Origin of the sequence: Kitasatospora sp. NPDC001527, assembly GCF_040298605.1 — a bacterium.
Taxonomy (GTDB): domain Bacteria; phylum Actinomycetota; class Actinomycetes; order Streptomycetales; family Streptomycetaceae; genus Kitasatospora.
In genome coordinates this window covers 223,457-241,269 of record NZ_JBEPAM010000008.1, presented here as the reverse complement: position 1 = coordinate 241,269, position 17,813 = coordinate 223,457, and the positions used below count along the sequence as shown (strand labels likewise).

The 17,813-nt window shown below is 71.6% G+C and carries 15 protein-coding genes; 5 read left to right on the top strand and 10 right to left on the bottom strand.

The features are described 5' to 3' along the window. Positions 1-59: 59 nt before the first annotated feature. The 5 genes from ABT238_RS11820 to ABT238_RS11800 all read right to left on the bottom strand — a co-directional run bounded on the left by ABT238_RS11820 (position 60) and on the right by ABT238_RS11800 (position 3,343). Positions 60-263, bottom strand: a complete 204-nt coding sequence (locus ABT238_RS11820) for a hypothetical protein (protein ID WP_350756770.1) — start codon at positions 261-263, stop codon at positions 60-62. 214 nt (positions 264-477) lie between these two features. Further along, the gene (locus ABT238_RS11815) at positions 478-2,079 is read right to left on the bottom strand and encodes an AAA family ATPase (RefSeq protein WP_350756767.1); all 1,602 of its coding nucleotides are present in this window, start codon (positions 2,077-2,079) and stop codon (positions 478-480) included. Continuing rightward, positions 2,076-2,258 (bottom strand): hypothetical protein, encoded by a 183-nt coding sequence (locus tag ABT238_RS11810; RefSeq protein WP_350756764.1) that lies wholly within the window; start codon positions 2,256-2,258, stop codon positions 2,076-2,078. Before ABT238_RS11810 ends, ABT238_RS11815 begins: the two co-directional genes overlap by 4 nt. Next, positions 2,255-3,022: a hypothetical protein gene (locus ABT238_RS11805; RefSeq protein WP_350756761.1), complete on the bottom strand. Its 768-nt coding sequence runs from the start codon at positions 3,020-3,022 to the stop codon at positions 2,255-2,257. Before ABT238_RS11805 ends, ABT238_RS11810 begins: the two co-directional genes overlap by 4 nt. Positions 3,023-3,148: 126 nt before the next feature. After that, the gene (locus ABT238_RS11800; RefSeq protein WP_350756758.1) at positions 3,149-3,343 is read right to left on the bottom strand and encodes a helix-turn-helix domain-containing protein; all 195 of its coding nucleotides are present in this window, start codon (positions 3,341-3,343) and stop codon (positions 3,149-3,151) included. A gap of 123 nt (positions 3,344-3,466) precedes the next feature. On the opposite strand from ABT238_RS11800, the gene ABT238_RS11795 reads away from it, so the two are divergent. Both ABT238_RS11795 and ABT238_RS11790 read left to right on the top strand, forming a co-directional pair. Next, on the top strand, positions 3,467-3,961 hold the full coding sequence (locus ABT238_RS11795) for a helix-turn-helix domain-containing protein (RefSeq protein ID WP_350756755.1): 495 nt from the start codon (positions 3,467-3,469) through the stop codon (positions 3,959-3,961). Next, the gene (locus tag ABT238_RS11790) at positions 3,942-5,138 is read left to right on the top strand and encodes a tyrosine-type recombinase/integrase (protein WP_350756753.1); all 1,197 of its coding nucleotides are present in this window, start codon (positions 3,942-3,944) and stop codon (positions 5,136-5,138) included. Before ABT238_RS11795 ends, ABT238_RS11790 begins: the two co-directional genes overlap by 20 nt. Positions 5,139-5,369: 231 nt before the next feature. On the opposite strand, the gene rpsT is transcribed toward ABT238_RS11790, so the two are convergent. Next, a complete protein-coding gene (gene rpsT / locus ABT238_RS11785) occupies positions 5,370-5,639 on the bottom strand; it encodes a 30S ribosomal protein S20 (protein ID WP_350566336.1) in 270 nt (89 codons plus the stop codon). A 298-nt stretch (positions 5,640-5,937) separates the two neighbouring features. On the opposite strand from rpsT, the gene lepA reads away from it, so the two are divergent. Further along, entirely contained in the window at positions 5,938-7,809 is a 1,872-nt protein-coding gene (gene lepA / locus ABT238_RS11780; protein ID WP_350566338.1) for a translation elongation factor 4, read from the top strand. A gap of 187 nt (positions 7,810-7,996) precedes the next feature. Here the strand turns inward: lepA and ABT238_RS11775 are convergent, their stop codons facing one another. The 4 genes from ABT238_RS11775 to ABT238_RS11760 all read right to left on the bottom strand — a co-directional run bounded on the left by ABT238_RS11775 (position 7,997) and on the right by ABT238_RS11760 (position 14,214). Next, positions 7,997-9,064, bottom strand: a complete 1,068-nt coding sequence (locus ABT238_RS11775; RefSeq protein ID WP_350566340.1) for an NAD(P)/FAD-dependent oxidoreductase — start codon at positions 9,062-9,064, stop codon at positions 7,997-7,999. 129 nt (positions 9,065-9,193) lie between these two features. Beyond that, complete coding sequence (sigJ, locus tag ABT238_RS11770; protein WP_350756750.1) at positions 9,194-10,207, bottom strand: RNA polymerase sigma factor SigJ; 1,014 nt, start codon at positions 10,205-10,207, stop codon at positions 9,194-9,196. A gap of 123 nt (positions 10,208-10,330) precedes the next feature. Beyond that, positions 10,331-12,280 (bottom strand): ABC transporter ATP-binding protein, encoded by a 1,950-nt coding sequence (locus ABT238_RS11765; protein WP_350756811.1) that lies wholly within the window; start codon positions 12,278-12,280, stop codon positions 10,331-10,333. 200 nt (positions 12,281-12,480) lie between these two features. Further along, a complete protein-coding gene (locus ABT238_RS11760; protein ID WP_350566344.1) occupies positions 12,481-14,214 on the bottom strand; it encodes an ABC transporter ATP-binding protein in 1,734 nt (577 codons plus the stop codon). A gap of 322 nt (positions 14,215-14,536) precedes the next feature. On the opposite strand from ABT238_RS11760, the gene ABT238_RS11755 reads away from it, so the two are divergent. Both ABT238_RS11755 and hemW read left to right on the top strand, forming a co-directional pair. Next, positions 14,537-16,459: an AMP-dependent synthetase/ligase gene (locus ABT238_RS11755; RefSeq protein WP_350566345.1), complete on the top strand. Its 1,923-nt coding sequence runs from the start codon at positions 14,537-14,539 to the stop codon at positions 16,457-16,459. A 93-nt stretch (positions 16,460-16,552) separates the two neighbouring features. After that, positions 16,553-17,782 carry a radical SAM family heme chaperone HemW gene (gene hemW, locus ABT238_RS11750; RefSeq protein ID WP_350566347.1) on the top strand — a complete coding sequence of 410 codons (1,230 nt, stop codon included), beginning with the start codon at positions 16,553-16,555 and terminating at the stop codon, positions 17,780-17,782. Positions 17,783-17,813 lie beyond the last annotated feature (31 nt).

Here is a 17,813-nt window from a genome sequence, read left to right as displayed (position 1 = left end):
ACTGGGCCCGCGCGCGGCGTGCGGTGCGGGTTGTTGCTCAGACGGCGATGACTGGGGGTTCAGGCGGCATCGGGGGGTTCCGGTTCGGTAGTGCCTGCCGGGGGCTGTTCGCGCTGCTGGAGGCGGGTGAGCTTGAGGTGGTGGCGGGCGGCGAGGCCGGCTTGGCGGGCGGTGTTGTAGCGGGCGCGGCGGGCTGCGGTGGCGGCGCGGCGGGCGGCGGCTTGGGCGATGAGAGCGGCGACACGGTCTTCGGGGGTGGACATGCGGGGCTCCTGAAGGCGGGGCCCGGGGTGCCGGGCCGGTATGTGCTACGTAGGCCCGCATCTTCAACATCTTCTGTCTGACCTGCGGTTATGAGGCCCCATCTTCTCCGCGCCTTCTCCCCCACCTTCCCCACACCTTCTCTGGGAGAAGATGCGGGTCGAGAGAGAAGATGCAGAGAAGATGAGGGAGAAGGTGAGGGGGTAAAACAGCAGGTCAGAGAGAAGATGAGAAGGTGCGGGGTGCGTATAAGGGGTAGGGCGACGGTTCGGTGCTGGCTTCGGGCAGGCGCCAGACCCACGAGGCGTTGAGGATCTTGGGTTTGACGCTGCTGACCTTGAGGCGGGTCTTCGCTGACCGGAGCGCTGTGGGGGTGATCCCTGCGGCGCGGGCGGCCTGTTCGATCTCCTTCGGTGGGGCTTCACCCCCGCGCTGGGGGTCTTCGAGGTAGTCCCGCAGCCACGCGGCCGCCTCGGACAGCTCAGCCCGGTCGCCGCCGGGAGGACCGTCTGCGGCACGGAGGGCATCCCGGACGCTGGTGGTGGATTCCCCGCCGAGGACGAACCGGGAGACGTACGAGGGGCCTTCGTCGGTGGCCACGGTGAACGGCTGGATGGTGTAGCTGTACGACGGGAGTCCAAGCCTGCCGAGGTTGTTCTTCTCCAGCGACATGACGAACTCGGCGTCGCCCTGGTCGTCCTCCTGCTGGGCGAACGCGACCAGGGAGCGGATGAGCTGGCCGAACGCGCCGGATCCGGCGACCCGGGACAGGACATCGGATCCGCCGGCCTTGGTGAAGTGGGCGAGGCCGACGATGGTGAAGCCGTGCCGTTCGGCGGCGGCGACGAGTGGTTCGAGGGCTTCGCGGACTTCGGCGGCCCGGTAGTCGTTGATGCTGCTGTCGATGAGCGACAGCAGCGGGTCGGCGACCAGCAGGGCAACGCCGTGGGCTTCAGCGGCCTCGCCGAGACGTCCCGTGTCCACGGGCAGGGTCAGCCTGGCGGAGGCCTTGCCGTCGTCCTGGACGTCGATGCGGAAGACGAGGTCGAGGTCGGCGCCGGCGGCGATGAGCCGCGGCAGGATCGTGCGCGTCCACGAGTCCTCCGTGGCCGCGTAGATGACCGCGCGGGGCTTGCCCTGGAGCTGGCCGGGCAGGGTGCCTGTGGTGACTCTGGCGGCCATCCAGACGGCCCACTGGGACTTGCCGAGGCCGGGCCCGCCGGCGGCCAGCGCGAGGCTGTACAGGGGGATGCGGCCGTGGCTGGTCGGGGGCGCCCCGTCGGGGGTGGTGTCCCACAGCCAGTGGACCGGCCGGGCCCGTAGCGCCGAGGCCGGGGTGAGGACGATGCGGCGGGACTGCGGCGGCACGACCCCGGACGCTGCGGCGCGTTCCATGAGCCGGGTGGTGCGCTGGTTGGCGGCCTCGATCGCGGCGTGCACGTCGTCGTCGTTGTTGAGGCGTTCGAGGGCGCGCACCAGCTCGACGCGGGCGTGCTCGCGCAAGGCCATCTCGCGCAGCTTCTCGGCCTGCCAGTCCGCGACCGGGAGGCCATGCTCGCCGATCCGGGCGAACACGCCGGGGCCGCCGATGCGCCCGGTCTCCGCCGTGCCGAGGGCGGCGCCGAGCGAGGCGTAGTCGACGGGCAGCCCGTCGGGGATGCGCTTCTCCAGCAGCTCCCAGACGGCCCGTGCGGGGAAGTGGGACAGCATGTCGGCGCTGATGATGTCTGCCAGGGGCTTGTACTGGTCGGGGTTGAGCAGGGCGGTGCCGACGATGGTGAGTTCGAGGCCGGTCCGGGCGTCGAGGGTGTCGGTCATTCGACCTCCCGGGTGGTGTCGAGGTCGGCGAAGCGTCGGCGGATCTCCCAGTGCTGCCAGCCCAGTTCGACGAGTCGGTTGATCTCGGCGTCCTGCTCGGTGTCGCTGAGCCCGTACGGGGACGGCCCGAGGGCCCCCGCCAGCGCGGCGGGGGCCTCGGTGGTGGTGCGGTTGGTCACCGGCCCGCCGCCTCGATGGTGTTGGCGTCGCGCTCGATCGCGGCGGCCAGGCGCCGCAGCTGCTCGGCGAACGCGCGGGCGTCGCGGGCGCTCAGCTCGACGCGGGTCGGGAACGTTTCGACCTCGATGTGCGGGTTCTGGCCGGCGTTGATCTCGAACCGCGAGCCGATGACGTGGCGGCCGTCGGCGTCGTCGGCGTAGTGCGCGGTGCCGAAGTGGTTGACGTTCGGGCCCTCGAAGTCGGGGTCGGGCAGGTGGCTGTTGAGGCAGCCCGGGATGGTGCACTCGGCCTTGCTGCCGGGCAGGTGGATGGGCTGGCCGGAGTTGGCCGGGTCGTTGTACTGGCGCCAGGCGAGGGTGCGGATCACGTGGTCGCGTTCGGCGGTGTCCTGGCCGCGGGGGAGGAGGAGGAACGGGCGGCCGTCGATCGGCTGCACCAGCATGCCGGTGTAGGTGGTGCGGACGGTGGCCGGCAGTTCGGCGCGGTCGATCTCCTGCAGGTCGAGGCCGACGCGGTCGAGGAGGGCGCCCGTGGGCAGGTAGCGGGCCACGTCGGGGGTGAGGGGGCCGCCGTCGAGGGCCCGGAGCGTTTCGGCGACGACGCGGGCGGTGGCGTGGGGGTCGGGGGTGGCGGCGACGAGCGCCATTACCTCCTCGGCGGTCGGCTTCGGCTCGCTGGTGGCGTCAACGAGCGCCATGAGGTCGTCGCCGTGGGGGGCGGTGTTGGTGGCGATCATGCGGGGACGGGCGATACGGTGAGACACAGCGTTCTCCTTCTTGGAGACGAGCGCCCCGGGAGAGCTGCCAGGCTTCAGACCCGGGGCTTCGTCGTGTTGGGTGGACGTGAGGCCTTCAGCGGGATTGCCGTCCTGCTGGGGGCCGTTCGTGCTTCAGGCCGCGGTGGCGGATTCGCCAGCGAGCCACTGCTCGACGTCTCGACGGCGATAGCGGATCCGACCGCTCCGGCCAGGGGTGAGCTTGCGAAAGGCCGGCCCGCGGCCCTGCCAGCGGTAGTTGGTCAGCGTTTGAACGCTGAGCTTGGTGAGCTTTGCTACCTCGCTCGGAGTCAGCCAGTCATCAGACATGGCGATCCCTTTCGATCACTCAGCACATCAATTTGATGTGTTGATGCATCGAAGAGTAGATCCGGGGAGCCTTGGGAAGCAAGAGGGATTGCAAGGGCATCATTTTGATGCGACTCTGGTGTCGTGGCTGAAGACAAGAAGAACCCGCTCGGCCCGACGGGCGAGCAGGTGCGTCGCAACGTGACTCGTATCAGGGAAGCGCGGGGGCTGACCAAGAAGGAGCTCTCGGATCGCACCTCTGAGCTGGGGAGGCCGATTCCACCCCTGGGCGTCTCCCGGGTCGAGGCGGGCACGCGTCGTGTCGATGCCGATGATCTGGTTGTGCTGGCGGTGGCGCTCGACGTGAGCCCTTCGTCTCTTCTGCTGCCATTGGATGACGCGGAGGACGTCCTCGTTGAGGTCACCGGTGCCGGACAGGTGCCGGCGTCTGCGGCATGGGATTGGCTCGACGGGCGCGGCCTGCTCAACCGGAAGCCTGGTGTCGATCTGAGGCCGGTCCTCGACTATGAGCAGTTTGGCCGCCCACCAGGGCGACGACCTGTTTCGGCCGAGGTGGCGCAGCTGCTTCCGCAGGCGCTTTTGATCTATGGGAGGGCTGATGGCGAGGGTCTGGATTGAGGACCGGTCGACGCAGAAGGACTACATAGCCGCCATGGAGAAGTGGCGGGCGGCGAAGAGGGCCGGCAGCAAGCGGGCCGCGCCCGGGCGGTGGCGGGTCCGGTGGTACGATCCGAACGGCGACCCGAAGGCGAAGACGTTCGGTACGCTGCCGGCCGCCGAGAAGCACCAGCAGGACACGCTCGATCGCCTCGACAAGGGCACCTATCGTGACCCGAAGCAGGGCAAGACCCTGTTCTCCGAAGTGGCCGCCGGGTGGTTCGGGGCGCTCCGCCGGCCCGGGGAGCGCACGAGGGACGACTATCGCGAGCTGCTGGACCTCTACGTCCTGCCGAAGTGGGGGACGTGGCCGGTCGCGTCGATCCGGTGGGAGAACGTCTCGGAGTGGCTGACCGAGCTGTGCAACGCCCCCGGCAAGCGGGGCAAGCCGCTCTCCCCGGCCCGGATCGCGAAGATCCACCTGGTCTTCGGCATGGTGCTGAAGTACGCCGTGCGGACGGGGAAGATCGCGACCAGCCCGGCCGTGGACCACGAACTGCCGCAGGACGAGGACGACGATGATCACGTCTACCTCACGCACGACCAGCTCGAGGCGCTGGCCGCCGCCGCGGGTGAGTACGCGCTGCTGATGCTCGTGCTGGCCTACTGCGGGATCCGGTGGGGCGAGGTGTCGGCGCTCAAGGCCGGCCGGGTGCAGGCCTCTACGCGGCGGCTGCGGATCGTGCAGGCGTACACCCGAAAGCGCGGCGGCGGGCTGCTGCTCAAGGACGTGAAGAACCACGAGAAGCGCTCCGTGCCGCTGCTCGGCTCGCTGGTCGCCGACCTGCGGGACGCGCTCAAGGGCAAGGGGCGGGACGCGCTGCTGTTCACCGGGCGTGACGGGGAGCCGATGGGCTACTGGGAGTTCCGCTCGGCGATCTTCGATCCGGCGGTGAAGGCGGCCGGGCTCGACGGCCTCGGCCTCACTCCGCACAAGCTCAGGCACACTGCGGCGTCGCTTGCCATCGCGGCCGGCGCGGACGTCAAGGTGGTGCAGCAGATGCTCGGCCACAAGTCGGCGGCGATGACGCTCGACGTGTACGGGCACCTGTTCCCGGACCGCCTCGACGAGGTGGCGAACGCCCTCGACGCGGGCCGTGCCTCCGCACTGGCGGCCAGGACTGCGCTCGCTGCGTAGCTGCCCGTCCGGATCCATGTGTACAAAATGCGTACTGCCCGACCGGTGGGGACCGATCGGGCAGTAGTGAAAGGGCCTATGAGCTGCCGCTTTCGGTCAATCTCAGTGCACCGCACCCGCGTGGCGAACGCAGGCCGCGTGCGGTGCGAAGTGTGCTGTGCGCCTCGGGCTTCCGGGTAGAGGGCCGGACCGTCCCGAGGGGGAGGGGCCGTCGAAGCGGCCCCGGGGGCGTCAGGCCTGGGCGGCGGCGTTGACGCGCTTGGTGATGGCCGACTTCTTGTTGGCGGCCTGGTTGGCGTGGATGACGCCCTTGCTCACGGCCTTGTCCAGCGCCTTGGAGGCGGCGCGGGCCAGCTCGGTGGCCTTCTCGGTCTCGCCGGCGGCAGCGGCCTCGCGGGCCTTGCGCAGGGCGGTCTTCAGCGAGGACTTGACGGCCTTGTTGCGCAGGCGCGCCTTCTCGTTGGTCTTGTTGCGCTTGATCTGGGACTTGATGTTCGCCACGAAAGAGCCTCAGTCTGTGTCTCGGTTGCTGGAGGTCCCTCCCGGCCGGGGCCGGGGGAGGACTGCACCGCGCGGCCGTCGGACCAGCTGAGAGGGCATGCCGAGGCCAGGTGCAGCGCCCAACGCTACCAGGGGCCGTGGTCCCGGCCCAAACCGGGCGCTGGCGCGCGGCCCGCTCGCGGGAGATGGGAAGATGGGAGGAACTATCTCGATCGGACGACCGTCCGGTCGCCCGGGAAGCCGGTCAGCGATGATCCGGACACCCCCGGCCCCCGGACCAACGGAGAATCGGACCAAGGTGCCCGCGACCCCCAGCAATGTGCCAGAGCCCAGCCGTACCGACCCGGCGCTGATCCGCAACTTCTGCATCATCGCCCACATCGACCACGGCAAGTCGACGCTCGCCGACCGGATGCTGCAGATCACCGGTGTGGTCGACCCGCGGCAGATGCGCGCCCAGTACCTCGACCGCATGGACATCGAGCGCGAGCGCGGCATCACCATCAAGTCGCAGGCCGTCCGACTCCCCTGGGCGCCGAAGACCGGCTCCAACGCCGGTTCCACCCACATCCTCAACATGATCGACACCCCGGGCCACGTGGACTTCACGTACGAGGTGTCCCGCTCCCTGGCGGCCTGCGAGGGCACCGTCCTGGTGGTCGACGCGGCCCAGGGCATCGAGGCGCAGACCCTCGCCAACCTGTACCTGGCGCTGGAGAACGACCTCACGATCGTCCCGGTGCTGAACAAGATCGACCTGCCGGCCGCCCAGCCGGAGAAGTACGCCGAGGAGATCGCGCACATCATCGGCTGTGACCCGGGCGACGTCCTGAAGGTCAGCGCCAAGACCGGTCTGGGCGTCGAGGACCTGCTGGACCACATCGTCGACACCGTCCCGGCCCCGGTCGGCGTCGCCGAGGCCCCGGCCCGCGCGATGATCTTCGACTCGGTCTACGACGCCTACCGCGGCGTGGTCACCTACGTCCGTGTGGTCGACGGCCAGCTCAACAAGCGCGAGCGCATCGCCATGATGTCCACCGGCGCGACCCACGAGCTGCTGGAGATCGGCGTCATCTCGCCGGAGCCGAAGGTCGCCGACGGCCTGGGCGTCGGCGAGGTCGGCTACATCATCACCGGTGTGAAGGACGTCCGGCAGTCCAAGGTCGGTGACACGATCACCTCGCAGCACAAGGGCGCCACCGAGGCGCTGGGCGGCTACAAGGACCCGCGCCCGATGGTGTTCTCCGGCCTGTACCCGCTGGACGGCTCGGACTACCCGCTGCTGCGCGACGCGCTCGACAAGCTGCGGCTGAACGACGCGGCCCTGGTGTACGAGCCGGAGACCTCGGTGGCGCTCGGCTTCGGCTACCGCTGCGGCTTCCTCGGCCTGCTGCACCTGGAGATCATCCGGGAGCGCCTGGAGCGCGAGTTCAACCTCGACCTCATCTCCACCGCCCCGAACGTGGTCTACCGGGTGATCATGGAGGACGGCACCGAGCACACCGTCACCAACCCGAGCGAGTTCCCCACCGGCAAGATCGCCGAGGTGTACGAGCCGGTCGTGCGCGGCACCATCCTGGCGCCGAACGAGTTCGTCGGCGCGATCATGGAGCTCTGCCAGTCCCGCCGCGGCAACCTCCAGGGCATGGACTACCTCTCCGAGGACCGGGTCGAGCTGCGCTACACCCTGCCGCTCGCCGAGATCGTCTTCGACTTCTTCGACCAGCTGAAGTCCAAGACCCGCGGCTACGCCTCGCTCGACTACGAGCCCATCGGCGAGCAGAGCGCCAGCCTGGTCAAGGTCGACATCCTGCTGCACGGCGACGCGGTGGACGCGTTCTCCGCGATCGTGCACAAGGACAAGGCCTACAGCTACGGCGTGATGATGGCCGGCAAGCTGCAGAAGCTGATCCCGCGCCAGCAGTTCGAGGTGCCGATCCAGGCCGCGATCGGCTCGCGGGTGATCGCCCGTGAGACGGTCCGCGCGATCCGCAAGGACGTCCTCGCCAAGTGCTACGGCGGTGACATCTCCCGCAAGCGGAAGCTGCTGGAGAAGCAGAAGGAAGGCAAGAAGCGGATGAAGATGGTCGGCCGCGTGGAGGTCCCGCAGGAGGCCTTCATCGCCGCGCTGTCCACCGACGCCGAGGCGCCCAAGGGCGAGAAGAAGTAACGACGGCGGCACGCCCGAGGGGCCCGGGACGCACACCGCGTCCCGGGCCCCCCCGGGGGGGCGCGCCGCCGCGCGCCGCGACACCACGCCGGGCGTGTTGTGGGCCCCCCGGGGGACCCCCCCCGGCCGCCCGGGGGGGGCCCGGGACGCACACCGCGTCCCGGGCCCCTCGGGCGTGCCGCGCCGCTCAGCGCAGCGACAGCACGACGGACTTGAGGATCGCCGCCTTGGCCAGCCGCCCGGCCCGCCCGGTGAGCACGGTGGGCCGCATCGAGTCGTCGCCGTGGATCAGCTGGAGCAGGCCGTCGCGCCGCCCGAGGCTCAGGCACTGCACGACGTAGCGGAAGGCGAACGGCTTGTCGGTGCGCCCCGTGAGCACCTTGCCGAGGTACTGGCCCTGCGGCAGGGCGGTGGCGCAGCCCATCCGCAGGGTGCCGGTGCCGGGCACGGTGACCTCGGCGGCGTCGCCGATCACGTACACCTCGGGGTGCGACACCGACCGCAGGTGGTCGTCGACGACGGCCTGTCCGCCGGGGGTGACGGCGAGGCCGGCCTCGGCGGCCAGCGGGTGCGGCTCCATCGAGGCGGCCCAGACGACCAGGTCGGCGGGGATCCGGCCGGTGGTGGTGCTCAGGCCCTCGGCGTCGACGGCGGTGACGGCGCTGTGCTCGTGGATCCCGACGCCGAGTCCGCGCAGCACGCGGTGGACGTGGTCGTGGCCCCGGGCCGAGAACCAGCCGCCGACCTGCTCGGCGGCGACGATCCGCACGGTCCAGCGCGGGTGGGCCTCGGCGAGTTCGGCGGCCAGCTCGATGCCGGTGGCGCCGCCGCCGACGACCGCCACGGTGCCGGGGCGCCCGGCGGTGCGCAGCCGCTCGGCGACCTCGGCGGCCCGTTCGACGGGGTGGGCGTGCTCGGCGGCGCCGGGGACGCCGTGCCAGGCGGTGCGGCTGCCGAGGGCGTAGACGAGGGTGTCGTAGGCGAGGGTGTCGCCGTTGTCGAGGACGATCTTGCGGCCGGTGAGGTCGAGGCCGGTGGCGCGGGCCCGGACGTGCCGCACGCCCCGTCCGCGCAGCACCTCGTCGATGGCGGGCCGGTGCACGGGGAGGCCGGCGGTGGTCTCGTGCTGGCGGACGCGGTGCAGGATGCGGCTCTCGGGCGCGACCAGGGTCACCCGGCCGCGCTTTCCGGCCCGGGTCGCGGCGGCGAGGCCCGCGTAGCCGGCCCCCAGTACGACGATCTGCTTCTCGGTCATGTCGTCCCGCTCCTTCGTGGCGCCGTCGTCGACGCCCTCTCGCGGCGCCCCCGGGGTGGCCGGGGAGCGCTTCTCCGCGTGTTCGGAAGGGGGACGACGGCGCCCGGGGAAGTGTGACCGTGACCTGCGTCACACCTCCGGAGGGGTGGCGGGGGCGTTGAGGTGGCCGAGCTTCTCCGGGTTGACCACCGCGTACGCCTCGGTGATCCGGCCGTCGGCGACGGTGAAGGCCAGCACGCCGCCGACCACGCCGGGCCGGGTGTACCAGACGAGTCCGGGCTCGCCGTTGACCAGCGCGAACTCCACGGTGGCCTCGGGCGTGACCCACTTGGCGACCAGGCCCAGCACGAGCCGGGAGACCTTGTCGGCGCCGAGCACCGCGCGGGCGCCGGCGGTGACGACGCCGCCGCCGTCGGAGTGCCAGACGATCCCGGGGTCGAGGACGGCGAGCAGGCTCTCGATGTCGCCGCGGGCGCTGGCGGCGGCGAACGCCTCGACGGCCTGCCGGTGCTCGGCCGGGTCGGCGGTGGCCCGGCGTCCGCCGTCCTTGATCCGGCGGCGGGCGCGGGAGGCGAGCTGGCGGGCGGCGTCGGGGCTGCGGTCGAGGGAGGCGGCGATCTCGTCGAAGCCGACGGCGAAGACGTCGTGCAGGACGAAGGCGGCGCGCTCGGCGGGCGTGAGCTGTTCCAGGACGGCGAGCAGCGCGAGGGAGACGGACTCGCCGCGTTCGGCGAGGTCGGCGGGGGAGGCGGGGGCGTCCTGGTAGGAGAGGGACGGTTCGGGCAGCCATTCGCCGAAGTAGGACTCGCGGCGGGCCCGGGCGGAGCCGAGCTGGTCGTAGCAGAGCCGGGTGACGACGGTGGTGAGGTAGGCGCGGGGGTCGGCGACGGTGGTGCGGTCGGCGGCGCGCCAGCGCAGCCAGGCCTCCTGGAGGACGTCCTCGGCGTCGGTGAAGGAGCCGAGCATCCGGTAGGCGACGGAGCCGAGGTAGCGCCGGTGCTCCTCGAAGGCGTCCGGGCCGCCGGCGGCGGGCGCGCCCGCGGTACCAGCGCCCGCGGTACCAGTGGTCGGGATACCGGCGGCCGGGGTCTCCTCGGCCGGGGTTCCGGGCTCGGCGGCGGTCGTCGACGGTTCGTCACTCACGGCCCATACCGTAGCGCCCGCCGCCGCGGCGGCGAGTTCCGGCGGCGCGCGGCGGGGCCCGCACGCGCGGGAGCCCGGGGCGGACACGAGGACCGTCCGCCCCGGGCTCCCGGTGGCACGCGGCTACTCGACCTCGGCCACCGCCTCGGCGAACTGCGCCTTGTAGAGCCGGGCGTAGGCCCCGTCGGCGGCGATCAGCTCGTCGTGGCCGCCCTGCTCGACGATGGAGCCGTTCTCCATCACCAGGATCACGTCGGCGTCCCGGATGGTGGAGAGCCGGTGGGCGATGACGAAGCTGGTGCGGCCGGTGCGCAGCCGGGCCATGGCCCGCTGGATGAGCACCTCGGTGCGGGTGTCGACGGAGCTGGTGGCCTCGTCGAGGACGAGGATCGAGGGCTGGGCGAGGAAGGCCCGGGCGATGGTGATGAGCTGCTTCTCGCCGGCGCTGACGCCGGTGCCCTCGTCGTCGATGACGGTGTCGTAGCCCTCGGGCAGGGTGCGCACGAAGCGGTCGACGTGGGCGGCCCTGGCGGCCTCGACGACCTGTTCGCGAGTGGCGCCCGCCCGTCGCCCGTCACCATCCTTGGCCGGGTCGCCGCGCTCCGCGCCTCCGTCCGCGCCGTAGGCGATGTTGTCGGCGATGGTGCCGCCGAACAGCCAGGTGTCCTGGAGGACCATGCCGATGCCGGAGCGCAGTTCCTCGCGGGACATCGCGGCGATGTCCACGCCGTCCAGGGTGATCCGGCCGGAGCTGACCTCGTAGAACCGCATCAGCAGGTTGACCAGGGTGGTCTTGCCGGCACCGGTGGGGCCGACGATGGCGACGGTCTGGCCGGGTTCGACCTTGAGCGAGAGGTCCTCGATGAGCGGCTTGTCGGGGTCGTAGCGGAAGGCGACGTCCTGGAAGACGACCCGGCCGCGCAGGGTGTCGGGGCGCTCGGGCATGGCCGGTTCGGGGGTCTGCTCGGGGGCGTCGAGGAGTTCGAAGACGCGCTCGGCGGAGGCGACGCCGGACTGCACCAGGTTGGCCATGCTGGCGACCTGGGTGAGCGGCTGGCTGAACTGGCGGGAGTACTGGATGAAGGCCTGGACGTCGCCGATGGACAGCGCGCCGCTGGCCACCCGCAGGCCGCCGACGACGGCGATCAGCACGTACTGGAGGTTGCCGATGAGCATCATCGCGGGCTGGATGATGCCGGAGATGAACTGGGCCTTGAAGCTGGAGGCGTAGAGGGCCTCGTTGTGCTCGCGGAAGGTCTCGGCGGACTCCTTCTGCCGGCCGAAGACCTTGACCAGGGCGTGGCCGGTGTACATCTCCTCGATGTGCGCGTTGAGCTGTCCGGTGGAGCGCCACTGCTGGACGAACTGGGGCTGGGCGCGCTTGCCGACGCGGGTGGCGACGACGACGGACAGCGGGACGGCGATCAGCGCGATGAGGGCGAGCAGCCAGGAGATCCAGAACATCATGGCGAGCACGCCGACGACGGTGAGCAGCGAGTTGACCACCTGGCCCATGGTCTGCTGCATGGTCTGGCTGATGTTGTCGATGTCGTTGGTGACCCGGCTGAGGACCTCGCCCCGGGGCTGCTTGTCGAAGTAGCTGAGCGGCAGCCGGGCGAGCTTGGCCTCGGTGTCCTGGCGCAGCCGGTAGCCGGCGCGCTGGATGGCGCGGGCGGCGAGGCGGCCCTGGACGACGCCGAAGACGGCGGAGGCGACGTAGATGGCGAGGACCCAGAGCAGGACGGTGCCGATGGCGTCGAAGTCCATGCCCTGGCCGGGGGTGAAGTCCACGGAGGAGAGCAGGTTGGCGAGGTCGCCGTCGCCGCGGGCGCGCATGGAGTCGATGATCTGCTGCTTGGAGGCGTCGGCGGGGAAGCGGCTGCTGATGACGCCGGCGAAGATCAGGTCGGTGGCGTTGCCGAGGATCTTGGGGCCGACGATGGCGGCGCCGATGCTGAGGACGCCGAGGGCGAGGACGCCGGTGATCAGGGCGCGCTCGGGGCGCAGCAGCTTGAGCAGCCGCTTGCCGGAGGCCTTGAAGTCCATGGACTTCTCGGCGCCCTGGCCGCCCATGAAGCGGCCGGGGCCGGCGGGGCCGCGGCGGGCGGCGGCGGCCTGGGAGTCGCCGGCCGGCTGGGGCGGGCGGCCGCCCGCGCCGGGTCCACCGGGGCCACCGGGTCCACCGGGGCCACCGGGGCCGCCCGGGCGGCCCGGACCGCCGGGCCGCCCGCCGGGTGCCTTGTCGAAGCCGGGCGCGGACTTGTCGGGGCTGGTCACGCCGCCTCCTGCTCGGTGAGCTGGGAGAGCACGATCTCCCGGTACGTCGGGTTGTCGGCCATGAGCTCGCCGTGGGTGCCGCTGCCGACGACGGCGCCCTCGTCCAGGACGATGATCCGGTCGGCGTCGCGGATGGTGGAGACGCGCTGGGCGACGATCACCACGGTGGCCTCGGAGGTCTCGCGGGCGAGCGCCTTGCGCAGCCTGGCGTCGGTGGCGTAGTCGAGGGCCGAGAAGGAGTCGTCGAAGAGGTAGACGTCGGGCCGGCGCACCAGCGTGCGGGCGATCGCCAGGCGCTGGCGCTGGCCGCCGGACACGTTGCTGCCGCCCTGCGAGATGGGCGCGTCCAGGCCTTCGGCGAGCTGTTCGACGAAGTCCTTGGCCTGGGCGATCTCCAGGGCGTGCCAGAGTTCCTCGTCGGTGGCGTCGGGGCGGCCGTAGCGCAGGTTGCTGGCGACGGTGCCGGAGAACAGGTAGGGCTTCTGCGGGACGAGTCCGACGCTGTCGGACAGGGCCGTCGGGTCGAGTTCGCGGACGTCGACCCCGCCGAGCAGGACCTGCCCGGAGGTGGCGTCGAAGAGCCGGGGGACGAGTCCGAGCAGGGTGGACTTGCCGCTGCCGGTGGAGCCGATGACGGCGGTGGTCTCGCCGGGGCGGGCGGTGATGCCGATGCCGCGCAGTACGGAGGCCTCGGCGCCGGGGTAGCGGAAGTCGACGTCGCGCAGTTCGAGGTGGCCGCGGCGCAGCACCTCGGTGACCGGGGCGGCGGGCGGCACGACGCTGGAGCGGGTGTCGAGCACTTCCTGGATGCGTTCGGCGCAGACCTCGGCGCGCGGCACCATCATGAACATGAAGGTGGCCATCATGACGCTCATGAGGATCTGCAGCAGGTAGGAGAGGAACGCGGTCAGGGCGCCGATCTCCATCTCGCCGCTGTTGATCCGGTGGGCGCCGAACCACAGCACGGCGACGCTGGAGATGTTGACGACGAGCATGACGCCGGGGAACAGGTAGGCCATCAGCTTGCCGACCTGCAGCGAGACGCCGGTGAGGTCCCCGTTGGCGTCGGCGAACCGGTTCTGCTCGTGTTCGTCCTTGACGAAGGCGCGGATGACCCGGATGCCGGTGATCTGCTCGCGCAGGACCCGGTTCACGGTGTCGATCTTCTCCTGCATGCTGCGGAAGCGCGGGCGCAGCTGGCGGACCAGGAGGGCGACGACGAGGCCGAGGGCGGGCACGACGGCGAGCAGCAGTCCGGACAGCGGTACGTCCTGGTTGAGCGCCATGATGATGCCGCCGACGCACATGATCGGTGCGGCGACCATCAGGGTGAACGACATCAGCACCAGCATCTGGACCTGCTGGACGTCGTTGGTGGTGCGGGTGATCAGCGAGGGCGCGCCGAACTGGCCGACCTCGCGGGCGGAGAAGCCCTGGACGCGGTCGAACACGGCGGCGCGGATGTCGCGGCCGACGGCCATGGCGGTGCGGGCGCCGTAGTAGACGGCGCTGATCGAGCAGAGGGTCTGCAGGAGGGTGACGGCGATCATCACGGCGCCCACGCGCAGGATGTAGCCGGTGTCCCCCTTGATCACTCCGCTGTCGATGATGTCGGCGTTGAGCGTGGGCAGGTAGAGCAGCCCGAGGGTGGACACCAGCTGGAGGAGCACCAGCAGGGTGATCGGTCGGGTGTAGGGGCGCAGGTACGCCCTGAGCAGTCTGATCAGCACTGGCTCACTCTTGTCGTCGGCGGCGGCGTTGGCATCCCAATTCTCGTTGTTCGGGAGGCCGGTACATGAGATTCCGGGCAAGCGAGCCGGATCTTTGTCCAGCCCTTTGCCGAACGTTCCGGGGGGCGCGGTTGTGCCGTGCACCGGTGGTTCGGGAGGGTGCCAGCTCGGCCCGCCCTCTTACGGAATGACCGGTTTCCCCCTAGGCTGCTGGCAGCCCTCGTTGTTACTCGCCGGTACCGGTCCGGTTGCCGTGGGGGCCGGCGGCCGCCCCCACGGACGCCACATCTTCCAGACGGCCACCCGCTCCCGGAGGTCCTCGTTGAGTTCCGCGCAGTCCCTGATCGACTCCGGCCGCACCGACATCGTGGCCGGTCGCCCGGCCTCCGTCGCCCACCTGTTCCAGGAGCGGGTCGCGCTGACCCCCGGTGGCGAGGCCTACCGCTATCCCGTCCCGGTGGACGAGCACGCGGCGGACAGCACCCCCGGCGCCGAGCAGTGGCGGTCGCTGACCTGGGCGCAGACCGCGGCCCGGGTGTACGCGGTGGCGGCCGGGCTGCTGTCGCTGGGCATCGAGGCCGAGGACCGGGTCGCGCTGGCCTCCTCCACCCGGCTGGAGTGGATCCTCGCCGACCTCGGCAACATGTGCGCCGGCGCGGCCACCACGGCCGTCTACCCGAGCACCAACGCCGACGAGACGGCCTTCATCCTCTCCGACTCCGGCTCCCGGGCCCTGTTCGCCGAGAACGCGGCCCAGCTGGACAAGGTGGCCGGCGAACTGGACCGGCTGCCCGGGCTGGAGACGGTGATCCTGTTCGACGCGCCGGACGGGCCGCCGCCGGCCGGCCGGCTGCGGGTGATCACCCTCGCCGAACTGGAGCGGCTCGGCGCCGAGCACCTGGCCGCGCACCCGGACGCCGTCGACAAGGCGGTCGCCGCCCTCGACAGGGAGCAGCTGGCGACCCTCATCTACACCTCCGGCACCACCGGCCGCCCCAAGGGCGTGCGCCTGGTGCACGACTGCTGGGCCTACGAGGGGCGGGCACAGGAGGCGAGCGGTCTGCTGGCCGCCGACGACGTGCAGTTCATGTGGCTGCCGCTGTCGCACGTGTTCGGCAAGACGCTGATCTCGGGGCAGATCGCGACCGGGCACGTGATGGCGCTGGACGGCCGGGTGGAGCGGATCATCCACAACCTGCCGGTGATCCGGCCGACCATCATGGCCTCGGCGCCGCGGATCTTCGAGAAGGTCTACAACGGCATCGCCGGAAAGGCCCGCGCGGAGGGCGGCGCCAAGTACAAGATCTTCCTGTGGGCGGCGCGCACCGCCCGCGACTACGCCCGCACCGTCCAGGAGACCCGGGTGGCGACCGGCGTGGGCAGCGCCCCGGCGGCGCTGCGGATGAAGCACGCCCTCGCCGACCGGCTGGTGTACGCGAAGATCCGGGCCGCCTTCGGCGGGCGGCTGCGCGGGGCGGTGTCCGGCAGTGCCGCGCTGGCCCCGGAGATCGGCTACTTCTTCGTCGGCGCCGGGGTGCCGATCCTGGAGGGCTACGGGCTGTCGGAGACCAGCGCCGGCTCCAGCGTCAACCGGGCCGAGGACATCCGGGTGGGCACGGTGGGCCGCCCGCTGCCGGGCACCGAGGTGCGGATCGCCGAGGACGGCGAGATCCTGCTGCGCGGCCCCGGCGTCATGCGCGGCTACCACAACCTGCCCCAGAAGACCGCCGAGGTGCTGGAGGCGGACGGCTGGTTCCACACCGAGGACATCGGCGAGCTGTCGCCGGACGGCTTCCTGCGGATCACCGACCGCAAGAAGGACCTGTTCAAGACCTCCGGCGGCAAGTACGTCGCGCCCAGCGAGGTGGAGGGCAAGTTCAAGGCGGTCTGCCCGTTCGTCAGCAACGTCCTGGTGATCGGCAACGGCCGCAACTACTGCACCGCGCTGATCGGCCTGGACGAGTCGGTGATCATGCCGTGGGCCGCCGAGCACGGCCTGGCTGGCCGCTCCTACGCCGAGGTGGTCGCCGACCCGCGGACCCACGAGCTGATCGACGGCTTCGTGCGGCGGCTCAACGGCCAGCTCCAGCGCTGGCAGACGATCAAGAAGTTCCACCTGCTGCCGCGCGACCTGGACGTCGAGCACGGCGAGCTCACCCCGAGCCTGAAGATCAAGCGCCCGGTGGTGGAGCGGACCTACGCGGAGGCGGTCACCGCGATGTACGCGGGCGCCAACGAGGCCTGATCCGGCCCGCCCGCCGCGCCCGGCCCGCCTGTCCCGCACCGCCCGGAGGGCCGTACGGGACAGGCGGGGCCGGCTGTACGGGACAATGGGGTCATGCCCTCCGCACTTCCCGACGGCGAACCGGTGCCGTCCGACGGTTCCCTGCCCGCGCACGCCCTCGACGGGCTGGGCTCGCGGCCGTTCGGCTTCTACCTGCACGTGCCCTACTGCGCGAGCCGCTGCGGCTACTGCGACTTCAACACCTACACCGCCACCGAGCTGCGCTCCTCGGGCACCGTCGCCTCGCAGGAGACGTACGCGGACAACGTGGTGGCCGAGGTCCGGCTGGCCCGGCGGGTCCTCGGCGCGGACGCGCCGCCGGTGCGCACCGTCTTCCTGGGCGGCGGCACCCCGACCCTGCTGCCGGCCCGTGACCTGGTGCGGATGCTCGCCGCGATCCGCGAGGAGTTCGGGCTCGCCGAGGGCGCCGAGGTCACCACCGAGGCCAACCCGGAGTCGGTGGACCCGGCGTACCTGGCGGAGCTGCGCGAGGGCGGCTACAACCGGATCTCCTTCGGCATGCAGTCCGCCCGCCCGCACGTGCTGAAGCTGCTCGACCGCCACCACACCCCCGGGCGCCCCGAGGCCTGCGTCGCCGAGGCCCGCGCGGCCGGCTTCGAGCACGTCAACCTCGACCTCATCTACGGCACCCCCGGCGAGTCCGACGACGACTGGCGGGCCTCCCTGGACGCCGCGATCGGAGCCGGCCCCGACCACGTCTCCGCCTACTCGCTGATCGTCGAGGAGGGCACCCGGCTGGCCGCCCGGGTCGGGCGCGGCGAACTGCCGATGATCGACGACGACGTGCACGCCGACCGCTACCTGATCGCCGAGGAGGCGCTGGGCGCCGCCGGCTACTCCTGGTACGAGGTCTCCAACTGGTCCACCACCCCCGAGGGCCGCTGCCGCCACAACGAGCTGTACTGGACCGGCGGCGACTGGTGGGGCGCCGGCCCCGGCGCGCACAGCCACGTCGGCGGCGTCCGCTGGTGGAACGCCAAGCACCCCGCCGCCTACGCCCGGGCCCTCGCCGAGGGGCGCACCCCCGCCCAGGGCCGCGAGCGCCTCACCGCCGAGGACCGCCGCGTCGAGCGCGTCCTGCTGGAGCTGCGCCTGGCCGAGGGCATCCCGCTGGACCTGCTGACGGAGACCGGCCTGAAGGCCGCGCGGCAGCACCTGGCCGACGGCCTCCTCGCCCCGGAGCCCTGGTCCGGGGGCCGCGCCGCCCTCACCCTCCGGGGCCGCCTGCTGGCGGACGCGGTGGTGCGCGACCTGGTGGACTGAGTGTCGTTAACGTGGTGTCAGCCGTCGGAGG